Origin of the sequence: Corynebacterium sp. (genome assembly GCF_012837295.1) — a bacterium.
Taxonomy (GTDB): Bacteria; Actinomycetota; Actinomycetes; order Mycobacteriales; family Mycobacteriaceae; genus Corynebacterium.
The window spans coordinates 1-2,681 of the sequence record NZ_DURI01000160.1 but is presented as its reverse complement, the minus strand read 5'-3'; the positions used below and the strand labels follow the sequence as shown (position 1 = coordinate 2,681).

Here is a 2,681-nt window from a genome sequence, read left to right as displayed (position 1 = left end):
TTCGCCAGCCCGCAGATCCCGCCGAACACGGGCAACGCGATCCGCATGTGCGCGGGCACGGGCGCGGCGCTGCATCTGGCGGAGCCGTTGGGCTTCAACTTCGACGAGAAGCACGTCCGCCGCGCGGGCCTGGATTATCACGATCTCGCGGAGGTCCACGTCCATCGCTCGCTCGACGCCGCGCTCACGGCCCTGGTGGGCCCGGCTTCTCCTTTGCTTGACGACGGTGATGGAGACGGCGGCGTCGCAAAGCAGCCCGACGGAACCGATGAGGCGCCGCGCGTGTTCGCGTTCACGGCGCACGGTCAGCGGTGGCACGCCGACGTCGACTACCGGCCCGGCGACGTGCTGCTGTTCGGGCCGGAGCCGACGGGATTGTCCGACGAGGCGCTGGCGGACCCGCGGGTGACGGAGCAGATCCGCATCCCCATGATCCCCGGGCGGCGCAGCATGAACCTGTCCAATGCCGCGGCGGTGGCCGCGTACGAGGTGTGGCGGCAGATGGGCTTCCCCGAGGGGAAGTGAGGGCAGCACCTGGAGGGGGGCTGAGGGAGGGACGCTCCGGGAAGTGACTCGCCCCGATTCGAGCCCTATTCGAGCATCGCGTTGAACACCTCGGACGTCGACGGGTGGGTGTAGATGCCCGAGCCGAGGCCGGAGGCGGGGACGTCCCGGGCGATGGCGACGGCGACGGTGTTGATCAGCTCCTGCGAATCAACGCAGAACAGGGAGGCGCCGACGATGCGGTCGGCGTCGCGGTCGACGAGGAATTTCACCATGCCTGCCGGGTTGCCCAGGATCTTCGGGCGCGGGACGATCGCCAGATCCGCGACGTCGGCGACCATGACCTCGAGCTCGTGTCCGCGGCCCTCGACCTCCTCGCGAGCGGCGTCCTCTCCGAGGCCCACCGTGGACAGCGGTGGGTCGATGAACGTGGTGGTGGGGATGACGCGGTCCTCGGCCGTGCGCGAGCCGTCGCCCCAGCGGTCGGACATGACCACGCGGTGGTCGTCGTAGGAGACGTACGTGAACTGCGGGCCGCCGTTGACGTCGCCGACCGCGTAGACGCCGTCGATGCCCGTGCGCAGGTGCTCGTCGACGGGGATGGCGCCACGGTCATTGATCTCGATGCCCGCGGCGTCGAGGCCGAGGTCGTCGGTGGCCGGGCGGCGGCCGACGGCGACGAGCACGCGGTCGGCGCGCACGGTGCTTTCCTCACCGCCGCTGGTCTCGTACGTGACCGTCACGGGCTGCGAGCCCTCGGCGCCGCCGTCGTCGGCGAAACCGGTGGCCTTCGCGCCGGAGATGATCTGGATGCCTCCCGAGGCCAGATGCTCGTGGACCGTCGCGGCGACGTCGCGGTCGTAGCGGCCGAGGAACTCGTCGGCGCCGTCGAGGACGGTGACGGTCGTCCCGAAATCCGCGAACATCGTGGCGAACTCCAAGCCGATCGGGCCGCCGCCGACGATGGTCAGCGCGGCGGGGCGCTCGGCCAGCGCCTGGATGCCGGTCGAATCGGTGACGCGCGGGCCGTCGATGCCGTCGATCGGTGGCATGACCGGCACGGAACCGACGTTGATGACCACCGTCTCCGCGGAGATGAACAGCACGTCGTCGCCGCCGGTGACCTCCACGGTGCGGGGGCCGGTGAAGCGGGCGCGGCCGTCGATGATCATCACGCCGGCGTCGCGCGCCATGTCCTCGTTGGCCGAATTGAGCTTCGCGATGAACCCGTCCCGGTGGTCGCGGGCACCGTCGAACGCGGAATCGTGGTCGTCGTCAAGCGAATGCGCATGCCGCTCGGCGGAGACGAGCAAAGTCTTGGTGGGCACGCAGGCGATGTTGATGCACGTGCCGCCGTACATGGAGGGCGACTTCTCCACGATGGCCACGCGGTCGCCGGCCTTCGCGCGCTTCATGGCAATGGTCTTGCCCGCCTTGCCGAACCCGACGACGAGGACATCGAGGGACAGGGACGCGGAGGAGGAGGGGGAGCCCGCGGGGGAGGGCGCCTTCTCCTCGGTCGAGTCGTCGGCGGACTGGGCGGTGGTGGTGCCGGTGTTCACGGTGGAACGGTCCGTTCGTCGAAAATGGCAAGACTTATGGCCTTCTGCCGGCGCAACGCATGGAACGTCCCGTCCATTCCATTGGCGAGAAGTCAATTTCCGTGCCCGGCCACCGTCCCCGCCGCCAGCCCCGCTCATGGGGCCGTCGCGCGCCCGACCCGGCTTCCCTCCGGACAGACGGCGGTCATGTGCTGTTTTCCGCCGGGCCTTTGCCATACTGGGAGCCATGACGGCGACGAAGCTTGACGGCAACATGTACCGCGACGAGATTTTCCGGGATCTCGCCGCGCGGGTGACGAAACTGAAGGAAGCCGGCGTGACGCCGGGCCTGGCCACCGTGCTGGTGGGCGATGACGCGGGCAGCCACTCCTACGTGAAGATGAAGCACCGCGACTGCGAGCAGATCGGCATCGCCTCGATCCGCCGCGACCTGCCGGCCGAGACCACCCAGGAGGAGCTCGAGGCGGTCATCGCCGAACTCAACGCCGACGACGCCTGCACCGGCTACATCGTGCAGCTGCCGCTGCCGAAGCACCTCGACGAGAACCGCATCCTGGGCCTCATCGACCCGGACAAGGACGCCGACGGCCTGCACCCGGTGAACCTGGGCAAGCT

3 protein-coding genes are annotated in these 2,681 nt (G+C 69.4%); 2 read left to right on the top strand and 1 reads right to left on the bottom strand.

The annotated features are described in order from the left end of the window. Nucleotides 1–15: 15 nt before the first annotated feature. Entirely contained in the window at nt 16–525 is a 510-nt protein-coding gene (locus tag GX015_RS05480) for a tRNA (cytidine(34)-2'-O)-methyltransferase (RefSeq protein ID WP_291343413.1), read from the top strand. Between the two features lie 65 nt (nt 526–590). Here GX015_RS05480 and GX015_RS05475 read toward each other — a convergent pair whose 3' ends face one another. Beyond that, nucleotides 591–1,973: an FAD-dependent oxidoreductase gene (locus tag GX015_RS05475; RefSeq protein WP_291343411.1), complete on the bottom strand. Its 1,383-nt coding sequence runs from the start codon at nt 1,971–1,973 to the stop codon at nt 591–593. A 319-nt stretch (nt 1,974–2,292) separates the two neighbouring features. Between GX015_RS05475 and GX015_RS05470 the strand changes: the two genes are divergently transcribed. Further along, the coding region (locus GX015_RS05470) for a tetrahydrofolate dehydrogenase/cyclohydrolase catalytic domain-containing protein (RefSeq protein WP_291343410.1) at nt 2,293–2,681 on the top strand (389 nt) is incomplete at its 3' end.